At 44.8% G+C, this 21,475-nt stretch carries 22 protein-coding genes and 1 rRNA gene; 10 read left to right on the top strand and 13 right to left on the bottom strand.

The window, feature by feature from the left end; genetic code table 11:
- Nucleotides 1–13: 13 nt before the first annotated feature.
- The 12 genes from BM293_RS06820 to purM all read right to left on the bottom strand — a co-directional run bounded on the left by BM293_RS06820 (nucleotide 14) and on the right by purM (nucleotide 11,801).
- Nucleotides 14–718 (bottom strand): electron transport complex subunit E, encoded by a 705-nt coding sequence (locus BM293_RS06820; RefSeq protein WP_093447925.1) that lies wholly within the window; start codon nucleotides 716–718, stop codon nucleotides 14–16.
- The gene (gene rsxG, locus BM293_RS06815) at nucleotides 711–1,334 is read right to left on the bottom strand and encodes an electron transport complex subunit RsxG (RefSeq protein WP_093447923.1); all 624 of its coding nucleotides are present in this window, start codon (nucleotides 1,332–1,334) and stop codon (nucleotides 711–713) included. The genes BM293_RS06820 and rsxG overlap by 8 nt, the downstream gene beginning before the upstream one ends.
- Entirely contained in the window at nucleotides 1,331–2,359 is a 1,029-nt protein-coding gene (locus tag BM293_RS06810; RefSeq protein WP_093447922.1) for an RnfABCDGE type electron transport complex subunit D, read from the bottom strand. Before BM293_RS06810 ends, rsxG begins: the two co-directional genes overlap by 4 nt.
- Nucleotides 2,352–4,256 (bottom strand): electron transport complex subunit RsxC, encoded by a 1,905-nt coding sequence (gene rsxC / locus BM293_RS06805; RefSeq protein ID WP_234968937.1) that lies wholly within the window; start codon nucleotides 4,254–4,256, stop codon nucleotides 2,352–2,354. The genes BM293_RS06810 and rsxC overlap by 8 nt, the downstream gene beginning before the upstream one ends.
- Nucleotides 4,253–4,831: an electron transport complex subunit RsxB gene (gene rsxB / locus BM293_RS06800; RefSeq protein WP_093447920.1), complete on the bottom strand. Its 579-nt coding sequence runs from the start codon at nucleotides 4,829–4,831 to the stop codon at nucleotides 4,253–4,255. The genes rsxC and rsxB overlap by 4 nt, the downstream gene beginning before the upstream one ends.
- On the bottom strand, nucleotides 4,828–5,406 hold the full coding sequence (rsxA, locus tag BM293_RS06795) for an electron transport complex subunit RsxA (RefSeq protein WP_093447919.1): 579 nt from the start codon (nucleotides 5,404–5,406) through the stop codon (nucleotides 4,828–4,830). The genes rsxB and rsxA overlap by 4 nt, the downstream gene beginning before the upstream one ends.
- A gap of 12 nt (nucleotides 5,407–5,418) precedes the next feature.
- Nucleotides 5,419–7,446: a methionine--tRNA ligase gene (metG, locus tag BM293_RS06790; RefSeq protein ID WP_093447918.1), complete on the bottom strand. Its 2,028-nt coding sequence runs from the start codon at nucleotides 7,444–7,446 to the stop codon at nucleotides 5,419–5,421.
- A gap of 63 nt (nucleotides 7,447–7,509) precedes the next feature.
- Entirely contained in the window at nucleotides 7,510–8,646 is a 1,137-nt protein-coding gene (apbC, locus tag BM293_RS06785) for an iron-sulfur cluster carrier protein ApbC (RefSeq protein ID WP_093447916.1), read from the bottom strand.
- Between the two features lie 81 nt (nucleotides 8,647–8,727).
- Nucleotides 8,728–9,342 (bottom strand): dCTP deaminase, encoded by a 615-nt coding sequence (gene dcd, locus BM293_RS06780; RefSeq protein ID WP_093447915.1) that lies wholly within the window; start codon nucleotides 9,340–9,342, stop codon nucleotides 8,728–8,730.
- Nucleotides 9,343–9,358: 16 nt separating this feature from the next.
- Nucleotides 9,359–10,075, bottom strand: coding sequence for a DUF3108 domain-containing protein (locus BM293_RS06775; protein ID WP_093447914.1), 717 nt, complete (start codon nucleotides 10,073–10,075; stop codon nucleotides 9,359–9,361).
- Nucleotides 10,076–10,091: 16 nt separating this feature from the next.
- Nucleotides 10,092–10,754: a phosphoribosylglycinamide formyltransferase gene (purN, locus tag BM293_RS06770; protein WP_093447912.1), complete on the bottom strand. Its 663-nt coding sequence runs from the start codon at nucleotides 10,752–10,754 to the stop codon at nucleotides 10,092–10,094.
- Nucleotides 10,755–10,760: 6 nt separating this feature from the next.
- Complete coding sequence (purM, locus tag BM293_RS06765; protein WP_093447911.1) at nucleotides 10,761–11,801, bottom strand: phosphoribosylformylglycinamidine cyclo-ligase; 1,041 nt, start codon at nucleotides 11,799–11,801, stop codon at nucleotides 10,761–10,763.
- A 117-nt stretch (nucleotides 11,802–11,918) separates the two neighbouring features.
- Here purM and BM293_RS06760 point away from each other — a divergent pair, with 117 nt between their 5' ends.
- Genes BM293_RS06760 through BM293_RS06730 form a run of 7 tightly spaced genes read left to right on the top strand, consistent with a single transcriptional unit; the run spans nucleotide 11,919 to nucleotide 16,876 of the window.
- On the top strand, nucleotides 11,919–12,998 hold the full coding sequence (locus BM293_RS06760; protein ID WP_093447909.1) for a DUF2066 domain-containing protein: 1,080 nt from the start codon (nucleotides 11,919–11,921) through the stop codon (nucleotides 12,996–12,998).
- 19 nt (nucleotides 12,999–13,017) lie between these two features.
- Nucleotides 13,018–13,722 carry an HdaA/DnaA family protein gene (locus BM293_RS06755; RefSeq protein WP_093447908.1) on the top strand — a complete coding sequence of 235 codons (705 nt, stop codon included), beginning with the start codon at nucleotides 13,018–13,020 and terminating at the stop codon, nucleotides 13,720–13,722.
- Between the two features lie 38 nt (nucleotides 13,723–13,760).
- Entirely contained in the window at nucleotides 13,761–14,276 is a 516-nt protein-coding gene (locus tag BM293_RS06750) for a TlpA family protein disulfide reductase (RefSeq protein ID WP_093447907.1), read from the top strand.
- 10 nt (nucleotides 14,277–14,286) lie between these two features.
- Nucleotides 14,287–14,799 carry a thioredoxin family protein gene (locus BM293_RS06745; RefSeq protein ID WP_093447905.1) on the top strand — a complete coding sequence of 171 codons (513 nt, stop codon included), beginning with the start codon at nucleotides 14,287–14,289 and terminating at the stop codon, nucleotides 14,797–14,799.
- 8 nt (nucleotides 14,800–14,807) lie between these two features.
- A complete protein-coding gene (locus tag BM293_RS06740) occupies nucleotides 14,808–16,109 on the top strand; it encodes a TolC family protein (protein WP_093447903.1) in 1,302 nt (433 codons plus the stop codon).
- Nucleotides 16,102–16,632 carry an efflux RND transporter periplasmic adaptor subunit gene (locus tag BM293_RS06735; RefSeq protein ID WP_093447902.1) on the top strand — a complete coding sequence of 177 codons (531 nt, stop codon included), beginning with the start codon at nucleotides 16,102–16,104 and terminating at the stop codon, nucleotides 16,630–16,632. Before BM293_RS06740 ends, BM293_RS06735 begins: the two co-directional genes overlap by 8 nt.
- Nucleotides 16,625–16,876 carry a hypothetical protein gene (locus BM293_RS06730; RefSeq protein WP_093447900.1) on the top strand — a complete coding sequence of 84 codons (252 nt, stop codon included), beginning with the start codon at nucleotides 16,625–16,627 and terminating at the stop codon, nucleotides 16,874–16,876. Before BM293_RS06735 ends, BM293_RS06730 begins: the two co-directional genes overlap by 8 nt.
- Before the next feature lie 43 nt (nucleotides 16,877–16,919).
- Here BM293_RS06730 and BM293_RS06725 read toward each other — a convergent pair whose 3' ends face one another.
- Complete coding sequence (locus BM293_RS06725) at nucleotides 16,920–18,635, bottom strand: proline--tRNA ligase (RefSeq protein ID WP_093448534.1); 1,716 nt, start codon at nucleotides 18,633–18,635, stop codon at nucleotides 16,920–16,922.
- 142 nt (nucleotides 18,636–18,777) lie between these two features.
- Between BM293_RS06725 and BM293_RS06720 the strand changes: the two genes are divergently transcribed.
- The 3 genes from BM293_RS06720 to BM293_RS06710 all read left to right on the top strand — a co-directional run.
- On the top strand, nucleotides 18,778–19,392 hold the full coding sequence (locus tag BM293_RS06720; protein WP_093447899.1) for a Maf family protein: 615 nt from the start codon (nucleotides 18,778–18,780) through the stop codon (nucleotides 19,390–19,392).
- Nucleotides 19,393–19,403: 11 nt separating this feature from the next.
- Nucleotides 19,404–20,876 carry a ribonuclease G gene (gene rng / locus BM293_RS06715; RefSeq protein WP_093447897.1) on the top strand — a complete coding sequence of 491 codons (1,473 nt, stop codon included), beginning with the start codon at nucleotides 19,404–19,406 and terminating at the stop codon, nucleotides 20,874–20,876.
- Nucleotides 20,877–21,300: 424 nt separating this feature from the next.
- A 16S ribosomal RNA gene (locus BM293_RS06710) occupies nucleotides 21,301–21,475 on the top strand; the annotation flags it as partial.

Here is a 21,475-nt window from a genome sequence, read left to right as displayed (position 1 = left end):
GTCAAAAACAGTACTAACTTGTGGGTTTCACTTCTACCGGGATAGCCGTCAGAGTGGTTTTTTTGACTTTTTGGTCAACCAGGTTTTTAAGCGCAATCAGTAGACCAAGAGCAATAAATGCACCGGGTGGCAGAATGGCTAGCATCACGGGATTGTAGCTGTCGGGCAAGTGTATAGTCCAGTTTTGCGCCACATCGCCAAACAATAACCAGGCCTGGTCAAATAAGGTGCCATTGCCGATTAGCTCACGCAATGCACCCAGCACAATTAGCACTAACGTAAAGCCTATGCCAATAAACAGGGCATCGACAATCGATTTATCAACGGGATTTTTGGAAGCAAAGGCTTCAGCACGCGCCAGAATCGCGCAGTTGGTTACAATCAAGGGAATAAATATCCCCAAAATGCCATGCAGGGTATAGAAATAGGCGTGCATGAGCATGTCAATCACCGTCACCGCGCAGGCGATGATAGCAATAAATACTGGGATACGAATCTCTGAGGGAACATGGTCCCGAATCAGTGATACCAGAATATTCGAGGTCAGCAGTACCGCCATGGTGGCCAGCCCCAGTCCCAAGCCATTAACGGTGTTATTGGTCACGGCCAGTAATGGGCATAACCCTAGCAGGGCAACTAGGGCTTGGTTATTATTCCACAGGCCTTTTTGGGCAATATCTTGATAGTCTTGCCATTTTTGTTGCCATAGGCTACTCATAGAGGCGCACTCCTTGTAGGTTGACATAGTCAAGCGTATGTTTAACGGCGTTTATGACTGCGCGTGGTGTGATGGTTGCACCAGTGAATTGCTCAAAGTCGCCGCGATCCCGTTTGACGGCCCAAGTGTGAGCATTGTCTTTAGTGAGTTGGCGACCATTAAAGCTTAATATCCAATTGTCTTTTCGTAGTTCTATTTTATCGCCAAGCCCGGGGGTCTCGCGATGACTCAACACCCGTACCCCAGCAATACGGCCATCGGCAAATACACCCATTAGAAGATGGATATTGCCACTATAACCATCGGGTGCGATCGTCTCAATCACCAGGCCTGCTGGTTCGCCATCAAGGCGCGCTCGATAGATGGGCATCGGCTGTGTTGTGCCGAGCGCGTCAGGCGCAGTCACCCAGGTCATATCCTCAATTAGATTATTGTTGTAATAGCGAGTTGGCATGACTTGGTTGAGTGTATTAAGCATAACTTGACGTTCTACTTCAGCAATTTTGGGTTGAGTGAAACTGTTAACGGCCACCAGTAAGCCAACACTTACAACGACAAATAATCCCATTAAACCGGCGGCACGGAGCATTGTTGTAGAGAGCGTGGTCGTTTTCATCGGCTGTGTCCTACTACTCTGGGTTGCGTATAACGATCTATTAAGGGTACAGCAATGTTCATTAATAAAATAGCAAAGGCTATACCGTCTGGGAAGGTGCCCCAGTTACGAATGACATACACCAATAACCCAATACCCGCGGCATAAATTAAGCGACCATAGGGTGTGGTGCTAGAGCTGACCGGGTCGGTGATGATAAAAAAAGCGGCCAGCATCGTACCACCGGCAAGTAAATGAAAACTGACTGGTGCGTAGACGTCAGGGTTTAGGGTATGAAAAAACCAAGCGGTAATAATCAGCGCACCTAAAAAACCGACTGGGTATTGCCAACGAATTGTGCGCGTAAGGAGTAAATAGAGTCCACCAATAAAAAAAGCAATATTGACCCACGCCCAGGCATTCAGTCCAAACCAACCACTACCTAGAATAGGACTCATCATGACATTAACCGCAGATACACCTTCATGTAACCCAGAGCGCATTAGGCTCAACGGAGTGGCTCCGGTATAAATTTCAGGTTCGGTACTGAGGCCAAAAAAGATGACTTGAAAGGTGTCCCAAAACGGACGGTGCAAGCCAGTAAGCTCAGTCGGTAACGTCCACTGGGTCATTTGTGCGGGAAAGGAAAGCAGCAAAAATGCATAACCTAGCATCGCGGGATTAAAAGGATTGTAGCCTAAGCCGCCATAAAGATGTTTGCCAAAAATTAATGCAAACGCACTGCCCAGTACTACGACCCACCAAGGCGATTCCGGTGGAATACAAAACACTAAGCCTGTGACGGTAATCAGCGCGCTGAAATCCGTCATATTGGGCAGTAGTGGGCGGCCACGCAGTTTGAGCATGACATATTCCACTAGCAGTGCGGTGGCCACGGCTAAAAACCATTGAATGACTATGCCGTATCCAAATAGGAGCAAATGAACAACAAGCGCAGGTAGGGCGGCCAGTTGCACTTGGAGCATCACTTTTTGGACTGAGCTGTTATTGTGCGCAAAGGGTGAACTGGTATAAATATTATGCATCGGATGATTCCTGTTGCGCTTTTTTAGCAGCGGCACGGGCTTTTGCTGCGGCCATGGCTGCCTTACGTTTATCTTCTACAGATACGGACTCTGTAGCAGACTTTTTGTCTGATTGTTGAGCCTGTTTTGCCTGCTTAGCAGCGGCACGGGCTTTTGCGGCCGCCATCGCAGCCTTACGTTTATCCTCCGCTGAAGGTGCGGCTGGCTCGGATTTTACAGCTGCGGAATCTGCTTTTTTAGAGGATGCGGCAGCGGCGGCTTGACGTGCTTTTGCCGCTTGCATGGCTTTTTCGCGTGCAGAGAGTTTTGTAGTAGCTGGCTCGGCTGTCACGTCTTTTTTGGGGGTGGCTTCGGCTGCCTGCGCCTTAACGGCCGCTTTTTTTGCTGCTAATTTGGCTTCTCGTTCTAATTTTTCTCGTTCTATGCGAGCAAGGCGCGCTTCATGTCGTTGTTTAGCTTGTTCCGCGAGTGCGGCTTGGGCGTGCTGTTCACGAATTTCTGCTTTCGCATTCCGGTAATATTGCACCAGTGGAATATGACTAGGGCAAACATAAGCACAGCAGCCACACTCAATACAATCAAAGAGTTTGTAATCTTGGGTTTTATCAAATTCTTGGGCTTTTGCGTGCCAATAAAGTTGTTGCGGTAAGAGGTTGACGGGGCAGACTTCGGCACACTCACCACATCGAATACAGGCCATCGCTTGATGGATCGGCTCTGGCGGGTTCGCCAGAATACAGTTGGTGGTTTTGATGACTGGCACATGATTGTTGACTAAACGCACGCCCATCATCGGACCCCCCATAATCAGAGAGTAGTTGATGGAAGAGGCGGGCTTAGCCAGCATCGCAAGTTCATCAAAAGGGGTGCCTATCATCGTTTCAATGTTAAAAGGCTCCTTCAAGCCGTGCCCAGATACGGTCACAAAACGTGATACTGAGGGTAAGCCTAAATTAATAGCATGATGAATAGCGCGCAAGGTGGCCACATTCATCATCACAATACCAATATCAATCGCATGTTTGTTGTGGGGGATTTCAAGACCAAGCAATTCTTGAATAAGCTGTTTTTGGCCACCCATTGGATAAACCGTGGCAACCTCAACGAGTTGAACCTTGACGACAGAATTGGACGCTTGCCCAGCTATGGCGTGACGCACAGCTTTAATTGCATTGGGTTTATTGCTTTCAATTGCAAAAATGATATTTGGAATTTGAAACGCGGTTGCCAGTGCGTGTGCTCCAGCGAGTATTTCAGCCGGATGGGTTTGCATGAGCATATCATCACAGGTGATAAAGGGTTCGCATTCGGCACCATTGATAATAAGGTGTTTAACCAGGCCTGGTTGGTTGGGTAATTTGGCATAACTTGGAAAGCCCGCGCCGCCCATGCCGACCACACCTGCATTGAGTATTGTATGTTTGAAAGCGGCGATGGGGTCTTGTTTGTTATTAGGAGGCAGTTGATCTTGCTGTAATGGATTTGTTAAGGCTTCATCTAAGCCATCCGGCTCAATAACAATAGCCATTTCGGCCACGCCTGAAGCATGAGGCAGGGGTTGGGGCGCTATCGCTACTACTTTGCCAGAGGTAGGGGCATGTAAGGGTACACTGCGCGGCTCAATCGCTTGAGCAATAACCTGATATTTAAGTACATTCTCACCAACCTTAACACAAGCTGTAGCCGGCTCACCCATATGTTGTTGTAAGGGCAGAATCAGTTTTTTGGGCATATAGCCTTGGCGAAGTGGTTGTTTGAGGGCTAAATCTTTATGATAGTCTGGGAAAATGCCACCATGAAATTTGTATAGCCAATGTTTTGCCAGCGGCACAATAGCACTTAGTTTGGTGAGAAATTGATGTGACAATTGACTCATACGCATAGTTTTAGTGCTCATGACTCCACCGCCTTTACCTCAACAGGGATTCGAGTAACCGAGTTAGGTTGTGGCCATTTCCAGTTTTTACTGCTGACTTCTTCAGTGACCATGCTAATACAATCAACTGGACATACTGGAATGCAAAGTTCGCAGCCGGTACATTCTTTAGCAATCACCGTGTGCATCATTTTGGTTGCACCCAGTATTGCATCCACCGGACAGGCCTTGATACATAATACACAGCCGATACATAGATTTTCATCAATTAAGGCAACCATTGGCGGCTTGGGTTCTGTCGCTTCGGCTGCCATTGGCTTAGGGTCTTTTTTTAAAATCTCAGCAATTTCAAGCATGGTCGGCTCACCACCTGGAATGCAAAGATTGACGTCTGCTTCACCTTTCGCCAATGCTTCGGCATAGGGTTTACAGCCCGGGTAGCCACATTGACCGCATTGAGTTTGCGGCAGTTTCTGGTCAATGATCTCAACAACTGGATCGCCTTCTACTTTAAAGCGCACCGCCGCATAGCCCAGCAATAAGCCAAACGCAACCGCAAGGGCTAAGAAGAGTAAAATGCCTAACCATGCATTCATGGCAGCATGCCTCCAAAGCCCATAAAGGCTAGGGACATTAAACCAGCGGTAATTAAGGCAATGGGCGCGCCTTTAAATGGTGTGGGCACATCGCCAGCGTCAATGCGTTCACGTAACGAAGCAAAAAGCACCATGACGAGTGTAAACCCAATCGCTGCACCCATGCCGAACACCGCTGATTGTAAAAAGTTATGGTCTTCACCAATATTAAGGAGCGCAACTCCGAGAACCGCACAATTAGTGGTGATGAGCGGCAAATAAATACCAAGCACTTGGTAAAGCACCGGACTGGTTTTGTGAATTGCCATTTCAGTAAAGCCAACAACTGTTGCAATGGCTAAAATAAATCCAATAGTACGTAAGTACTCAAGCTCGAAAGGGACAAGTAGATAAGTATAGAGTAAGTAGCTCATGACCGATGACAGGGTTAGCACAAAGGTGGTGGCTAAGCCCATGCCAAGCGCCGCATCGGTTTTTTTCGACACGCCCATAAACGGGCACAGGCCAAGAAACTTGACCAGTACGAAGTTATTGACCAGTACGGTGCTAATTAAAATAATGACGTATTCGGTCATAAGCGTCTCTAATTATTTAACGCGCATGCCCGGTTGAGCGCCGTCATCCGGGTTAAGGATAAACAGGTCCTTGCCACCCGGGCCTGCTGCCAGCACCATGCCCCCAGATAATCCAAAGCGCATTTTACGCGGTGCAAGATTGGCGACCATGACGGTGAGTTTACCAATTAAGTCTTCGGGTTCATAGGCGGATTTAATGCCGGCAAATACTTGGCGTTCGCCCAGGCCAATATCAAGCGTCAGTTTCAGTAGCTTGTTCGCTTCCGGAACCGCTTCGGCATTGACAATCTTGGCGATGCGTAGATCAATTTTAGCAAAGTCGTCAATGGTGATTTCTGGTGCAATCGGGTCGATAGCACTATCAGCCGCAGGTTGTTGTGTAGCCTGTAAGGTTTGTTTTGAATCTTCGAGCATTTTGTCTACCTGTGTCATATCTAAACGCGTTAATAGGGCTTGGTAAGTTTGAATCTGGTGGCCTAATAAAGGTGTATTGGCCGAGCTCCAGTCCCATACGTTTTCGTTAAAGAATTCGCGTGCTTTTTGCGCGGTTTCCGGCAAGACCGGGGCAAGATAAATCATCAGCACACGGAATAGGTTTAAGCCTAAACTGACCGATTCATGCAATTCAGCATCCTTGCCTTCTTGTTTGGCTAGAACCCAGGGGGCGGTTTCGGCAATATATTCATTGGCCTTATCGGCCAGCGCCATAATGTCTCGCATCGCTTGACCATATTCACGTTTTTCATAAAGTTCGGCAATGGCGTCACCTTGATCGGCAAACTGTTGGAATAGCGCTTGTGCCTCGGATGACCAGGCCTGGTTGAGCTTGCCATCAAAGCGTTTGCTGACAAATCCGGCGCAGCGGCTGGCGATATTGACCACTTTGCCAATCAGGTCTGAGTTAACCCGCTGAACAAAGTCGTCCAGATTTAAGTCAAGGTCGTCAATGCGACTATTGAGCTTGGTGGCAAAGTAATAGCGCAGATACTCCGGGTTAAGGTGTTTTAAATAGGTGCTGGCCATAATAAAGGTGCCACGCGACTTGGACATTTTCGCGCCATCTACCGTCAAGAAACCATGGGCGAAAATCGCCGAAGGCGTTCTAAAACCGGCACCGGCTAACATCGCCGGGAAGAACAGGGCGTGGAAATAGACGATGTCTTTGCCGATAAAATGATACAGCTCCGCGTCAGAATCTTTGGCCCAGTAGTCATCAAAGTTGACTTGGTTCCTGTCGCAGTATTTTTTAAATGATGCCAAATACCCAATCGGTGCATCTAGCCATACATAGAAGAATTTATTGTCTTCGCCGGGTATTTCAAAACCAAAGTAAGGCGCATCACGGCTGATGTCCCATTTTTGCAGGCCGGACTCAAACCACTCATTGAGTTTGTTGGCAATTTGGCTTTGTAGGTGACCGCCTTGGGTCCAGTCTTTTAACATTGGCTCAAAATGGCCGAGTTCAAAAAACAGGTGTTCACTGTCTTTTTCTATCGGGGTCGCACCGGACACGACTGATTTTGGATTTTTCAGTTCGGTTGGGCTATAGGTCGCGCCGCAGACTTCGCAGTTATCGCCGTATTGATCTTCAGCACCACACTTAGGGCAGGTGCCTTTGATAAAACGGTCCGGCAAAAACATGTTTTTTTCCGGGTCAAACGCCTGCTTAATGGTTTTGCGGCTAATGTGATTATTCGCTTTGAGCTGGTTATAGATAAAGCTGGAATAATGGCGGTTTTCGTCTGAGTGGGTGCTGTGATATTGATCAAATTCAATATGAAAACCGGCAAAGTCGCGTTGATGTTCTTCAGAAACACGTGCAATCAGCTGTTCCGGGCTAATGCCCTCAGACTGCGCACGTAGCATAATTGGGGTGCCATGGGCATCATCGGCACAGACATAAATACAGTGGTGACCGCGTTGTTTTTGAAAGCGCGACCAGATGTCCGTTTGGATATATTCAACTAAATGACCTAAATGAATTGGGCCATTGGCATAGGGGAGCGCACTGGTAATTAAGATTTTTCTGGCCTGAGTCATCACATTATCCGTTTTAAAATTTAAAACCCCAAATTATAAAGGGTTTTATAGGGCTTTGCTGAGTTAGCTGTTTTGTACTACGATATTTGGAAAAGCGTGGCTGTAATTTTTTCGGTGCTGCAACAGTTGTGCGCCAAGCTTGTGTGCGATTTTTATGTAACGCTGTGCTAAATCCTGTGCCGGATCATGTGCTACCGTTGGGCAGCCTGAGTCGGCTTGTAAGCGAATGTCAATGTTTAGTGGTAGTTGACCTAGTACATCGATCTTGTATTCTTTAGCCAGTTTGACTCCGCCATCATGGCCAAAGATGGCTTCTTCGTGGCCACAGTTGCTACAAATATGAGTACTCATGTTTTCGACAAGGCCAAGCACAGGAATATTCACCTTTTCAAACATCTTAACCGCTTTTTTGGCATCAATTAAGGCAAGATCTTGTGGGGTAGTAACGATAATTGCACCCGTGACCGGAATTTGTTGTGCAAGTGTTAGCTGGACATCTCCCGTTCCTGGCGGCAGGTCAATAATAAGAAAATCAAGTGCTTGCCAGCGTGTTTCTTTAAGCAATTGAGTGAGGGTTTGTGTGACAATCGGACCACGCCAAATCATCGGTGTATCTTCTTCAATTAGACAGCCAATAGACATGGCTTGTAGACCGTAAGCTTGCATGGGTTCCATACTCTTGCCATCGCTGGTTTGCGGCTTTCCTGTTAGTTTTAACAATGTCGGTATGCTTGGGCCATAAATATCGGCATCTAAAATTCCCACATTCGCACCTTGATTCTGTAAAGCCAAGGCCAAGTTAACACTGGTCGTTGACTTGCCAACTCCGCCTTTACCCGATGCCACAGCAATAATGTTTTTAATACCGGGTAGTGCGGCCACACTGGGCTGAGTTTGATAGGCTTGAATTCGTGTAATGGGTTGGATGCTAAGTTGAGTCACCCCTGGAATTTGGCTAGCAGCTTGCTCAATGGTTTTATTAAGTTGATTGTGAAGTGTTTTTGCAGCAAAAGGCCAAATGAGGTCGAACGAAAGACGTCCATCCTTAAACGCTATATTTTTAATGGCATTTGATTTATTGAGTGACTGCTCTGTTAAGGGGAAAGTCAGTTGGCCAATATGTTGTTCAAATAAAACGCGCTGCTCATCGTCAAGTGATGGTGCGGCATTGTTGCCAAGTAGTTTGCTAATAAGTCCCATGAATAGCCCCGTGTTAAAGCCCTAAAATAATTCCCGACTAATTTTATCAGGAATTAGCTTGCTAACCAAATATCATTGGGGTTAGCCAAGTAAATTAAGTTGTCTTTCGTCAGGTTGGTCGTGGTTAATGCGACTGGCAGTGGGACCGTTTTGATTACGATATTTTGCATCGGCACGTTTGTTATAGGGAGTAGTGCTTGGACTTGATAAGGTTTCAAAGTTTATTGCACAAATATCCATGCCTGGTCTAAGTGCAAGAGGGAGTTTACCGCTGTTAAAAATTTCCAGCACAATTTGTCCTTGCCAACCTGGATCAATACGGTGAGCGGTAACGTGTACCATTAAACCGAGTCGTGCAAGGCTTGAACGACCATCTAGCCAGCCTACCAAGTCATCAGGAATGCGGATAGATTCAAAGGTGGATGCGAGCGCTAATTCGCCAGGGTGAAGGAAAAAAGCTTGGTCATCCTCGATCAAAATTTCATTGCCCATGACTTTATCGAGCAGTGTTTGCACTTCTTCACGCGGACCGCTCAAATCAATAAAAGGTGCTGTGTGATCGTTAAAGACGCGGAATCGATTGTCCAAGCGTAAATCTACGCTAATGCCTTTAATTTTGTTGGCAGCAGGTTCAGGCTCGATGCCGATTCGCCCTTGCTTTAATGCGCTAATAATGTCTTGATCGGAAAGTTTCATGTTGAATTAAATCTCATTAAAAAGTGGGTTCAGATCGTAAACTAAGAATAACGCTGCGGTTACTATCCTGATGGGTAAGTTCGATTCGGCCAGGAAAGAAATCCAACGCATCAAGCAACCATATTTTGACCTGAATATCTTCAGATGCCCATTCATAGAAGCGGGCGTTCATGTTACTTCGAAACTGGGTGTGAACCTGTGTTTCGAGGTTGGCTTTTACAAAATTTATCTGAGTCTGGCGCTTGTCTTCCTGAAGAAACAGTGTCGGGTAAGGTTGGCCGTTAAGCAAGTTCTGCCGTAATGCATAAATGATCGAGATCATGTCAAATGCCTGATCATTAGCAGGCCAGCTTTGATTGCGGTCAGGGTTTAATATTTGGTCTGATGCTTGATCCCAAAAAAAGTGTGTAACCTGTGGTGCGGTATTACCTCGATAACGCTCTAGCGTTTTGTGGTAACTTAGCCAACGAAGTTGATTATTAGTTGTTAGGTTTAATTTAATACGTTCATGGGTTTGTTCGTTAGCAAGACGGCGTGCCCAGCGATCAGGTATGGCACTCGTTTCTAAGATACAAGACCCTGTTTCACATTGAAGTCTTTGGGTGGCAGTGCCAACATTAATACCCATAACGCGAACCGAAAACTCGGCGTCAAAATCAGGCGTGTTGGTCGCGTTTGCAGTATTCAAACTGAATACAAGTAGCAGTCCGATGACTTTATGAAATAAACGCATGGTTTACTCCTGTTGGCTAATTGAGGTCAGCAAGCATCTCAAGTGAGAGTGGCTGAATAAGCTGGCTTTGGTTAAATATCACTTGGTGAGCATGACTGTTATATCTAATCTTATTACTTGCGATAGCCGTTACGACAGCCGGCAGCAGTTGGTGTTCAAGATGATGGATGCGCTCTGCGAGTGTTTCCGCATTATCATTTGAGGTAATGTTGAGTGACGCCTGAGCAATTATTGGCCCCCCATCGACTTCAGCATTCACATAGTGAATGCTGATGCCGTGTATGCTATCGCCGGCATCAATAGCGCGTTGATGGGTGTTTAAGCCTGGGTATTTCGGTAAAAGTGAGGGGTGGATGTTAATCAACTTGTGCTGCCATCGGTCGGTAAACTTAGCCGAAAGAATACGCATGAAACCCGCCATTACAATCAAGTCGGGTTGTAACTCGTCAAGCTGTTGACTCAATTTTTGGTCATAATCATCACGTGTTTGACCCGGTTTAGCCGAAATAACATAACTAGGTATGTTGGCTAAACGCGCACGTTCCAGAGCATAGACCTGTTCTCGATTACTGATGACCGCTCGAATACTGAAGGTGTCAGGTTCTTGCTGGGCTTGATTGATAAGCGCTTGTAAATTTGAGCCAAAACCTGACACAAGTACAACAATTTGAAAAGCCATGCAAAATTAACTGAGTTCTACATAGGGTTGTTGTGTATCAGAGTGAACGATGTCACCAATCATCCACGCTGTTTCGCCAAGCGCTTCGAGTTGTGCTAAAGCAGATTCAGCCTGATCAGCCGCTACAATAATTACCATGCCAATACCGCAATTAAAGGTGCGGTGCATTTCAATGTTATCAACGTTACCTTGTTCTTGTAGCCAATCAAATACCGCTGGTCGCTGCCAAGTTTGGCTGTTAATCCTAGCGCAGGTATTATCGGGCATCACGCGCGGTAGGTTTTCAATTAACCCGCCTCCGGTGATGTGCGATAGCCCATGTATGTCAATTGTTTTTAGTAATTCCAGTAGGGACTTTACATATATTTTGGTGGGTGCCATCAATGCATCAATCAGTTTTTGGCCGTTTAGGTCTTGGTTTAAATCGGCTCCGCTAACATCAATGATTTTGCGTACCAATGAATAGCCATTGGAGTGGGGGCCTGACGAGGCGATGCCAATTAATTTATCGCCCGCTTGTACTTTTGAGCCATCAATTAATTGATCTTTTTCAACTATGCCTACACAGAAACCAGCTAAATCATAGTCACCTACAGGATACATTCCCGGCATTTCAGCTGTTTCGCCACCAATAAGTGCACAGCCTGCTTGTTGACAGCCTTCTCCGATGCCACTTACAACATCTTTTGCAACGTGGATATCAAGCTTGCCTGTTGCGTAATAGTCTAGAAAGAACAAGGGTTCGGCACCTTGTACAATAAGATCATTTACACACATAGCGACTAAGTCAATACCTACTTGGTCGTGCTTGTCGGTATCTATGGCTAAACGTAGCTTAGTACCTACACCATCTGTTCCTGATACAAGTACAGGGTTTTTATATTTATTAATGGGCAGTTCGAAAAGCGCACCAAACCCACCTAAAGATGCCATTACTTCAGGTCGTGCAGTGGCTTTAGCAATGGGCTTAATCGCTTGGACTAGGGCATCACCAGCATCAATATCAACGCCGGCATCTTTATAGCTTAGGGAGGGTTTTGTAGACATAGTAATTTGATAAGTTAACTTTAATTAAATGAATTCTTGCAACAGAATATTGTAAATCTGCCGCACGGGTCTGATTAAAAACATTATTATATTGTAACTAAAAATTCTGAGAGACGTATGAGAAGTTTATCTAACATTACCTGGTTGTATGGGTTTTTGTTTATCTTGTTTTGGCCGGTGTTTGCCCCTGTACAGGCTAGTGAGGACTTTTACACAGTCGATATCGAGGTCGAAAGTTTTCAGCAAGCAGAGTTAGATAATTATTTTGCCGAGGCGATTAAAGTATTGTCGGTCAGGTTGTCAGGTAACCCTGAGATAACAGTGCACCCAGCGGTGCAAGCGTTAATACAACAACCAAGAAGTTGGGTACGAAATTATCAGCTGGTCAATAGACAAGTAGACGGCGTTGTATTGGGACAGAATGTTCGTGTTGAGTTTAATTCGGCTAGAGTTATTGAGCAGTTACAGCAAGCCACTATTCCGGTATGGCCTGAATCGGAACGTCCAACTATTCTAGTTCTTGGGGATTGGTTGCAAAGTGGTCTTCGTGCCGATTTTTCTGCTGAAGGGTTAAGTTTTAGACCAGACCTCGACTTTAGAGGCTACCCTGACATGATTGGTTTGCCGCAAATATATTTGCGGGACACTAACACCTACTCTTCTTTGGAATTGGTGCCAGTGCCTTCAAATCTTAATCAGCGTCAGTTGCAGCAGTTAAAAACACAGTTTCAATCGGCTAGTCACGTATTAGTTCTTTCGGCTCAAGTAGTCGGTGAAGTTGTGCAGGTACGGGGCCAGTTTTATGATCTATTGACTGGGCAACTGGTATGGTCGGAGTTAGCGTTAGGTGATACCTTGCAAAGCTTAATTGAAGACCAATTTGATAGAGTGTTGCGTGAAGAGTCAGCACGTTATTATGCCAGCATCGATTTGATGTCAGAGTTTTGGCTAGAAATAAATGATATACCCGATGCCAAGACGCTAACTAGTTTTGAACAGCAGTTAGCCCAATCAAGGTTAATTTTCGATCAAATTCGCTTAATACAAGTTGAAGGTCGCGCAGCAAGCTTTGTAATTCGCTATCGTGGTGACCTTGATGTCATGTTGCGTAACGTTGAACAGGCTTTACCGCTTAATGTGGTCGTGGATGATAGAAACCTAAGTTACATGCGATACCAATACCTTTATTTACCTTAATTTGCATAGCTAAATCTTAATGTTAATTCAATTACCCCTTAAAATTAATCTACCAGATACGGCCTGTTTTGAAACCTTTGTTGCGCCAGATGCGTCTGTTGCGCTTACATTGAGTCGACTTCAATCTGCGGACTCAGCTGGCTTAAATCAGGGCGTTTATTTTTATGGTGCAAGTGCGGTTGGCAAAACACACCTTTTACAAGCGGCTTCTCGAGCCGTATCCTTAAGAGGCGGACGTAGTGTTTACTTTCCACTGAAGGATAAAAATTTACCGCTTATACCGGATGTGTTGAAGGGTTTAGAAGTGATGGACTTGATTTGCTTAGATGATGTAGATCACGTGATTCATCAACCCGCTTGGCAAATTGCGCTGCAGGATTTACAAGCTAAATCAAGTGCATTGGGACATCCTCTGTTGTTATCAGGGCGGATGCCAATGAGTTTATGGCCAACTTCTGTGCCGGAATTGCGCGATGCAATGTTTACCTTGCTGCCAGTGGAACTTAATCCGCTAACAGAGATTGATGATTTGATTTTGGCTTTGCAGCGTCATGCGATGATCAGGGGGTTTGATTTGCCAAAAGACGTTGCCAAGTTCATTATCAAGCGCTTTTCGACTAGCTTGGAAGAGTTGTTAGCCGTTTTGCAAATGCTCGAGCAGGCCACATTGGCAGAGCAGCGACGTTTAACCTTGCCTTTTGCTAAATTGGTATTAGCTCGCTAGCTTGTTGAAGTTTTTTTTAGTTATATTAGGAGTGTTTTGTGAAGTTAGATCTTAGTAGTGTCTTTAAAAAATGGCGTAATTTTGTACTAGCAGGCCTGCTTGTTATAAGTGGTCATGCGATTGCGGAGCCCATGGATGTTGAGTTTGTTGACATGGAGGGTAACACGGTAATGTTGTCAGATTTTAGAGGTCAGTGGGTGGTGGTTAACCTATGGGCAACCTGGTGTCCTCCTTGTATTAAAGAGATGCCGGATTTAACCTTGTTTCATGAAGAACATAAGGACTCTAAAGCCATTGTGCTAGGGGTTAATTATGAAAATATCCCTATAGAAAAAATCAATAATTTCACCGAAGAATTAATGATAACGTTTCCAATAGTCAGGTTTAAAGAAATAGATTTAAACGCAAACCACACCCCATTTGGCCCATTGCGCGGATTGCCTAGTACTTATATGGTGACGCCAAGTGGTCATGTTGTTGCCGGTCGTGCAGGCCTGGTAGATGGTGAGCTGTTAGAAAACTTCATTGCCGAATTTGAGAGTCGAAATCCATAGGAGCTTTTTGATGCGTACTACCTTGACTTTGTCTGTGCTACTCATGTTTGTGATTGCAGCGCCACTAAAAGCCGCAGAGTTTTTTGATCACAGCTTCGGTAACTATCTAGAAGAACTTGAGATAGCACGTGAAGAAGGCAAAAAAGGAGTGTTTGTTTTTTTTGAAATGGATGATTGTCCATTTTGTCATCGCATGAAAGAAACGATTCTGCAGGAACAGGATGTGATTGAGTATTTTCATGAGCATTTTAAGGTCTACCGCTTTGATATTGAAGGTTCTAATCCAGTGACTAATTTTGATGGACGTGAGTTTGACACTGAAAAAGAAATGGCTGAACGTCAGTTTCGTGTCAGAGCAACGCCTGTTATGATTATTTTTGATTTGAACGGTGAACCAGTAGCACGTTTTACAGGGCCGACGCGTAGTAAAGAAGAGTTTTTGCTTTTCGGACGTTTTGTGGTGGAAGGCCATCATAAAGAGATGAACTTTAACCGGTTTAGACGCCAAGCAGACGCATTTTGAGGCTGCAGATGAAAGCACTGTTAGTCGTCTTACTATTATCAGCTTCAATGGTTGCGCCGGCCCAAGCTGACCAGAGTATGCTACCTAATCCATTTACATTAGATGATGCACTCAATTGGTCAGTTGAGGCCAGTCCCGCTTTCGTGAGGCAGCAAGCACTTCAGGCATTGAACGATGCTAAGCAAGCCGAAGCTTCTGCTCAGCAGGGCTTAAACATTGGCTTTGTTGGTCGATTAGGGCAGCGTGAGTTTATGAATGAGCGTCAAGACTTTAATCTAGCCGCGTTATCTTTTTCTGCCCCATTGTATGATTTTGGTCGACATGATCAGTTATTGTCGGCACTTGCTATAGAGTCATCTGCCAATGAACAATTAAAGCACTATTACACGCTACAGTATCGTTGGGCACTTATGCAGGGTGTTTTTGATGTTTTATTGGCCGATTTGCATTATCGTGTTAAGAACGAAGCCATGGCGATTGCCTTTGTTACGCTAGATAGAGTAGAAGAAGACTTTGCGCTTGATCGAGTTTCTGAGCAAAGGTTAACCGAGTCTCGGCGTGATTATCAAGCTGCGTTTTTGGCCCGGCAACAAGCTCAATTGGGCATGCGTCAAGCTAGAATGCGCTTAGGAAATGCATTAGGCCTTGGGGCAACCATCGTACCGCGTGTCGAAGTGCCGCGAGAAATCAAGTTGCCTACCCAGTTAGAATCCTTGGATACATATCAACAGCGTTTAGAGGCTCAAAACCCGTTACTTCGAGCCTTAAATTTTACCCAACAAGCTAAGCAGCAGCGTGTGGATTTTGCGCGTTACGGGCAAAGACCACTTATTCGTGCAGAAGCAAGAGTTGGGCAACTATCAAGTTATCCTAGATTGCGAGAAGGTCGCTGGGAGGCTGGATTAATCCTCGAAGTCCCGCTTTATGACAGTGGTCTTACGCAGACCCATGTAGATAAAGCAATGGCAAATGTTTCGCTGGCTCAAGCGGATTATGATCAACAGGCACAGTTATTACGAAATCAACTGACAGAATTATATTTTGAGTTAAGCTTGCTTGCTGTCGAAGAGCAAGCAATAAAAGAGAATCAGAATTTCGCTCATGTGAACTTTGATTTGGCTCGCGCCTTGTATGAAAATGAGTTGCAAGCGGACTTTGGCAATGCATTAGTAGAAATTTCACAATCTGACTTAGATGAACTAGCTTTTCGTTTTCGTAAAGTGCTCTTGTGGTCACAGTTAAATCTATTATTGGGTGCGGAAGATTTATTAAATTTTGATCAGATGGTTAAGGAATCAACAAATGATTAAGTTAGCCGATTTATGTCAGCGTGTTGTTGCGGTAGGTTTTTTGGTAACTTTGAGTGCATTTGCACTAACGGTTCATGCACAAACATTGGTGGTGGGTTCACTGGTTTCAGGCCAAGTAATGCAAGTTTTACATCCAGAAGGCAGCCAGGTTAACCAAGGTGATTTAATTTTGGTCATTGATGATCGTGAATATCAAGCACGCTTACGTATGCTGGAAGCAAAGCGTGATCGTGCGGCAGCACTCTTTACAGATGCTGAAATTGAAATGGCCAATGTTGAAGACTTATTTGATAGAACAGTTATTGCCCAAAGGCCCTATCAACAAGCGCAACGCGATTTTGCGGTTGCAAAAGCCAATTTAGCCATAGCTGAAGCGAAATTGGCCGCACACCAGACCTGGTTAAATTATTATCATGTTCGCGCACCCCAGCAGGGTAGAATCAAACAACTCATCGTGAACGCGGGTTCGACCGTATTTAAAGAAAACCAGCCATTATTTGAATTGGAGGTAGGTGTTGAATAAGTTGCAATATTGGCGTTTAGCCGTGCATTTGATTTTTAAAACGCAGCATTTTGGGGTGAATAATCAATGGTGGTCACGTCACCCTTCGGCAATTGGGTGGAGCTGGTCACAACGTATAGTGGGTATGTTGACCATTATGCCCATAGTGAGAAACTATCAGTCGCTCAAGGTAAGAAGTCGGATTGGTTGGATGCCCGATGCAGAAGCAACGAGTTTGTTTGGTAAGGATCCCCACTTTAAATAAACCGGTTATAAAAGTGGGGCAAATGAGCAATAAACGATTGAGTTTATTTGTTTAACTGAGCCATTAAGAACGATATAAATTCAGCTTCAGCAATATTCTGAGGTTCGGCGTCGCGTCGATGCTTATATTCAATCTGTTGTTGATCTAATCCACGCTCACCAATAACAATACGATGCGGGATACCAATCAGCTCCATGTCATTGAACATGACGCCTGGGCGTTCATCACGATCATCAAGTAACACACTCACGCCTTGTTTTTGCAAGCTGTCATAAAGTTGTTCTACTGCCTTGGCAACGCGTGGTGACTTATGCATCTGCATGGGTACAATGCAAACTTGGAAGGGCGCGATAGCGTCTGGCCAAATAATGCCTTTGTCATCATGGTTTTGTTCAATCGCAGCCGCAATAACGCGGGTCACTCCAATACCATAACAACCCATTTCTAAAATCTGAGCGCGACTATGTTCATTCAATACATTGGCATTGAGCGCCTTAGAGTACTTGTCACCCAATTGAAAGATGTGCCCGACCTCAATCCCCCGTTTGATTTGAATTTCACCTTTGCCATCCGGACTTGGATCCCCTTCAACGATATTTCGGATATCGGTCACCAGGCCTGGTTGCACATCTCGATCCCAGTTAACACCAGTTAAATGGAAGCCGCTTTTATTTGCACCACATACAAAGTCAGCACAGTGAGCGGCTGCACGATCAACTACCATAGGAATGGTTAAACCCACCGGGCCAATTGAACCCGCATCACAACCGCACACTTGTTTGATTTGATCCGCAGAAGCAAACGTCATAGGGCTTGCGACTAGTGGATGTTTTTCGACTTTAATGTCGTTCACTTCGTGATCACCACGTAAAACCAAGGCAATGACGGGGTTATCTTCATTGGCACCCAGTACCAGTAAGGTTTTAAGGGTTTGACTAGCTTGAACGGATAAAAATTGACACACGTCTTCAATACTGTGGATGTTTGGTGTGGCGACCTCTGTTAAGGCTTGAGAGGGTAATGGGCGTGGGCCAGTAGGTGCAAGCGCTTCAGCCAGTTCAATATTGGCTGCAAAATCGCTCGCGGATGAAAACGCAATCGCATCTTCACCAGAATCAGCCAAAACGTGAAACTCATGTGAGCCATCGCCACCAATCGATCCCGTGTCGGCTTGAACGGCACGAAAATCCAGTCCAATACGTTCAAAGATACGATGATAGGTGTCATACATGACTTGATAGGTTTGTTCTAAACATTCACGATTTAAGTGGAATGAGTAGGCGTCCTTCATAATAAATTCACGGGAGCGCATCACGCCAAAACGAGGTCTAATTTCATCACGAAATTTGGTTTGAATTTGGTAGTAATTGGCTGGCAACTGTTTGTAGCTGCGAATTTCTTTGCGCACCATATCGGTGATGACTTCTTCATGAGTTGGACCTAGGCAAAAGTCGCGTTGGTGTCGATCCTTAATGCGCAGTAACTCTGGTCCATATTGTTGCCAGCGTCCTGATTCTTCCCAAAGTTCAGACGGTTGAACCACTGGCATTAATACTTCTTGTGCGCCTGCACGATTCATTTCTTCGCGAATGATCTGTTCAATGTTGCGTAGCACGCGAACACCCAATGGCAGCCAAGTATAAAGACCACCGGCTAGGCGGCGGATTATGCCTGCGCGAATCATTAATTGATGGCTGATGACTTCAGCATCAGCTGGGGTTTCACGGGTTGTGGCTAGTAATAATTGGGATGTTTTCATAGTCATATGTATGTAAATTAAAAAGCAGATTTTAGCATAGTGATTATGGTTGACATGCAGCTTATTCATAGTTTGCGTTTATGTGCCTGTCGTTTTGGGTAAAATGGCCGTCATCAAGATTAAATTTTAAAGGTTAATAAAGGTGTCTAGTGTAAAAGAGATGGCGGATAAGCTTTTTTTAGCCTCGGGGTCACCAAGGCGTTTAGCGCTGCTAAACCAACTTGGTTTGTCGGCTAAAGTCGTGGACGCACCGATTGAGGAGGTGGCATTGCCTAATGAATCGCCGCGATCATTTGTGATGCGTATGGCAATTGAAAAAGCTTTTGCAGGCTATAACAAATTAGAGGGACATGATATTTGGGTGATGGGTGGCGATACCTTGGTTGAATTAGAGGGGGTTGTATTGGGTAAACCCAGAAATCAACTGCAAGCACGTGATTATTTAACCAAGCTGTCTGGAAAAACCCATCAAGTGATGTCAGCTGTTGCAGTTATTCATCAAGGCGAGGTTTTTTCTGACTTGTGCTTGACCAAGGTAACCTTTACTAAACTGACTGAAACCCAGGTTTCACATTATTTGGCTACTAATGAGTGGCAGGGTAAAGCGGGTGGGTATGCGATACAGGGCGTAGCAGCACAATTTATTAATAACATTAACGGTAGTTATTCTGGTGTAATGGGATTGCCACTATTTGAAACAAGCGAACTATTGGTTCGTGCCGGCTTCCCAATATATAACTCTAGCTCTACAAAATAAGATAACAATTCATGAACGATGAACAGAAGGTTTTAGTTAATATCACACCCAATGAAACCCGGGTTGCTTGGATTGAAAATGGTGTGTTGCAAGAAATTTGGGTTGAGCGCAATAAAAAGCGTGGTTTAGTAGGCAACATTTATCTGGGGCGTATCGATCGTGTTCTACCTGGCATGCAAGCTGCGTTTATTGATATAGGTTTAACTAGAGCCGCTTTTTTACATGTTTCGGATGTGACGCAAGCATTAGTATCAGCTCGCAGTCCTGACGATCCCGAAGATATTGGTCGGCTGCTTTATGAAGGGCAGCGTGTTTTGGTTCAGGTCGTAAAAGACCCATTAGGTACCAAGGGGGCTAGGGTAACGATGCAGGTTTCGATCGCATCGCGTTTATTGGTTTACATGCCAGATGAGCAAAATGTGGGTGTGTCACAAAAAATAGATTCATCTGTCGAGCGTGAGCGCTTGCGTGAGATGGTGAAGTTGATTCCGGAATCTTCTCCGTCTTCGGGTGGTTTTATTGTGAGAACGGTTGCAGAAAACGCAGATTTTCACGAACTTCGGGCTGACGTCATGTTTTTGCAGCAGCTATGGAAGCAGGCAAGTCATAGAGCTGTTGAATCGAAAAAGCCGCGACTTGTCTATGAAGACTTGCCACTCTACCTACGTATCTTGCGTGATGTACCGAAAGAGGGTATTGAAAAAATCCGTGTGGATTCTGCCGAAACCTTTCAGAAGATGAAAAGTTTTGCCAAGATGTATTCACTTGAAATAACAGATAAGATTGGTCATTATCAGGGTGATCGTCCCATATTCGATTTATATAACATAGAAGATGAAATTCAAACCGCACTTGAAAAGAAAGTGATGCTCAAGTCGGGTGGTTATCTCATCATTGATCAAACTGAAGCGATGACCACAATAGATGTGAATACTGGCGGGTTTGTCGGTCATAAGAATCTAGAGGAAACTATTTATCGCACTAACCTTGAGGCAACGCAAGCGATTGCAAGACAGTTAAGGCTGCGCAACCTTGGTGGCATTATTATCCTTGACCTGATTGATATGGAGGATGATGAACACAAGAAGCACGTTTATGAAAGTCTGCAAAAAGCATTGATGCAAGATCGGGTGAAAACGTCGATAAGTGAAATATCGCGATTAGGTTTAATTGAAATGACCCGTAAACGTACCCGCGAATCCTTAGAGCGGACATTGTGTGAGCCTTGCCCTATGTGTCATGGACGTGGAGTAGTTAAAACGGCTGAAACAGTAGGCTATGAGATATTCAGGGAGATAACCCGTATGGATAAATCTTTTAATGCCGAGCGCTACCGTGTTATTGCTGCAGAAAGTGTAGTGGCCAGAATTCTTGACGAGGAATCTGATAGTGTTGCTGCTCTGGAGGCCTTTTTGGGTAAATCAATAAGATTTCAAGCTGAAAGTAGCTATCCTCCAGAATATTTTGACGTGGTGATGATGTAGCTGTGGGTAAGTCTGTTATTAACTCAGGTAAATACTGTTGATAAAAAAGAAAATTAAAATTTATTAAAAAAATCTAAAAAAAGAGTTGCAAGGAAGCGGGGAGTCTGTAGAATACGCCTCACTTCGAAGCGATGCGCTAAGAAGTGAAGAAACAAGCGGTTTGAGTGAAAAGATATTTGAAAATAAATATTGACACTAAAACGCAGGCCTGGTTATAATAGCGGGCTTCCAAGCGACGATATGTTGGTTTGGTAAAGTTAGAAAGAAGTTCTTTAAAAAGTAGGTAATTCAGAGATAATTTATGTGGAAGTGCTTGAATGAGTATCTGCAAAAATTAACTCGAAACGACAAATGTAAGTATAGGTAGAAGTAATTCTTCCATGTTAACTTTGTCAATTCCGAGTGTTTATATATGTTCAAGATTAAACTGAAGAGTTTGATCCTGGCTCAGAATGAACGCTGGCGGCAGGCCTAACACATGCAAGTCGAACGGTAACAGAAGAGCTTGCTCTTGCTGACGAGTGGCGGACGGGTGAGTAATGCATGGGAATCTGCCCTTTGGTTGGGGATACCGTATGGAAACGTACGTTAATACCGAA

It is taken from the genome of Thiomicrospira sp. ALE5 (genome assembly GCF_900112445.1).
GTDB lineage: Bacteria > Pseudomonadota > Gammaproteobacteria > Thiomicrospirales > Thiomicrospiraceae > Thiomicrospira.
This window is presented reverse-complemented; position numbering and strand designations above follow the sequence as displayed.